The 1,818-nt window shown below is 71.3% G+C and carries 1 protein-coding gene; it reads left to right on the top strand.

Going from position 1 to position 1,818, the window contains the following annotated elements; translation table 11 throughout:
• Nucleotides 1–896: 896 nt before the first annotated feature.
• Nucleotides 897–1,818: metallophosphoesterase family protein (locus tag WBA11_RS05620; protein WP_424519734.1), on the top strand; the 922-nt coding region annotated here is incomplete at its 3' end.

Genomic DNA, 1,818 nt, shown 5'->3' on the forward strand with positions numbered 1-1,818 from the left:
CTCCGCAACACGGACGGCGTCTTCGAGGTCGACCTCGAGGGCGAGCGCGTGACCGGCCTGACGTTCACGATGGGCGGCTCCGAGTACCGCGCCGCGCGCGCCGAGTAACGCCCTCCAGGCCCCCAGACTGAGTCCCTCTCCCCACGTGAGGAGGGGGTCCGGTGCGTTCTCCGCTCGCACGCACTCTCCAGCCGTCGTTCGTTACGCCTTCGCGGCGTGGTCCCCCGACCCCGAAGGGACGGCGCAGCCCACCCAGAGTGCCGACCTCCAAGCCCGTTCCGCCCTCGAGGTCGCGAGCAGCACCGTATGGGTCCCCGCCTTCGCGGGGATGACTGTTTGTTGTTGGCAGGCAATCTGGTACGGCGCGAAGACCTACCAGTCCTCCTCGCGTGGGCTGATAGGGGTAGATAGCGGCCTCACGCCCCCACACGAGTCCTTCCCGCGGAGGCGGGACCCGAGTCCTCGAGGACGACGCAGCCAATCCAGAGCGTGCGTGGCTCCCAAACCTCCCGGTCGCGTCCCGACGATGGACGTGCCCGGCTCGTCCTCGAGGTCGACGCGCCCTCGAGGTCGACGCGCTCTCGAGGTCGGCACTCCGGTATCCCTGCGTGCGCGGGGACGACGGCGGGGGACGACGTGCTCGAAGCGAAATACCCACCCCTGTCAGGTCGCGGGGGGGCTGCATTCCTCCCTCGAGGTCGGCGCATCGAGGTCGGCGCATCGAGGTCGGCATGGGCGCACCAGCGGTGCGTCCCTACAGACCCACACCGTGCGAGACTCGCCCTCGAGGACAAGTCAAGGCGAGAGGCCCATGCGCGCTCGCCCTCGAGGCCGTGGACAACGTGCCGAACGAGAGAACATCGCTGTCCCTAGATTCGGCCATCCCCCCGCTCACCATGCCCGCGCGCGTCCGCCTCCTCGTCAGCGGCGACCTCCACCTCGGACGGTATCCCTCCCGGGTCCCGCCCGACGACCCGGCCCTCTCCATCGAGTCCGTCGTCCGGGCCTTGGTCGACCAGGCCATCGAGCGCGCCGTCGACGCGGTCGTGCTGGTGGGGGACCTGGCCGACGAGGCCAACAAGCACTTCGAGGCCTTCGGCGTCCTGGAGCGGGCGCTACACCGGCTCTCCGACGCGGGCGTGGCGGTCTACGCCGTCGCCGGCGACCACGACCACGACGTGCTCGGCCAGGTGATCGACGCCGTCGACTCGCCGCTCGTCCACCTGCTGGGCCGCGGCGAGACGTGGGAGACGATGACGCTCGAGAAACGAGGCGAGCCGGTGCTCCACCTCGCCGGCTGGTCGTTCGCTGGCCCCCACGTGCACGCCTCGCCCCTCGAGGACGGACCCGACCTCGAGGCCGACGACCTGCCGACGATCGGCATCCTGCACGGGACGATCGGCGGGACGGGTGCCCACGCGCCCGTGACCCTCGACGCGCTGTGGGAGACGGACGCCACGGCGTGGCTCGTAGCGAGCGGCCACTCTCCCCGCATCGAGCGCAAGGGCGACCGCTTGGTGATCGTCCCGGGATCGCCTCAACCCTTGGGACCCTCCGAGGCCGGCGTCCACAACGCGTGGCTGGTCGAGCTCGGACAAGGAGCCACGCGCGCGACGCCGGTCCCGCTCGCGACCGTCCGCTACGACGCGCTCGCCGTCGACCTCGAGGGCGCCGCCGACGCGGGAGAAGTCCGGGAGCGGATCAACGACGCGCTGCGTGCCTACGCCCACGACATCCACGAGGCGTCCCCGTCCGTCCGCCGCTCGGTCGTCCGCCTGACCCTGACCGGCGACACGAACGCCTACCGCGCCATCGAGG

Source organism: Rubrivirga sp. (genome assembly GCF_049648075.1).
Lineage (GTDB): Bacteria > Bacteroidota > Rhodothermia > Rhodothermales > Rubricoccaceae > Rubrivirga.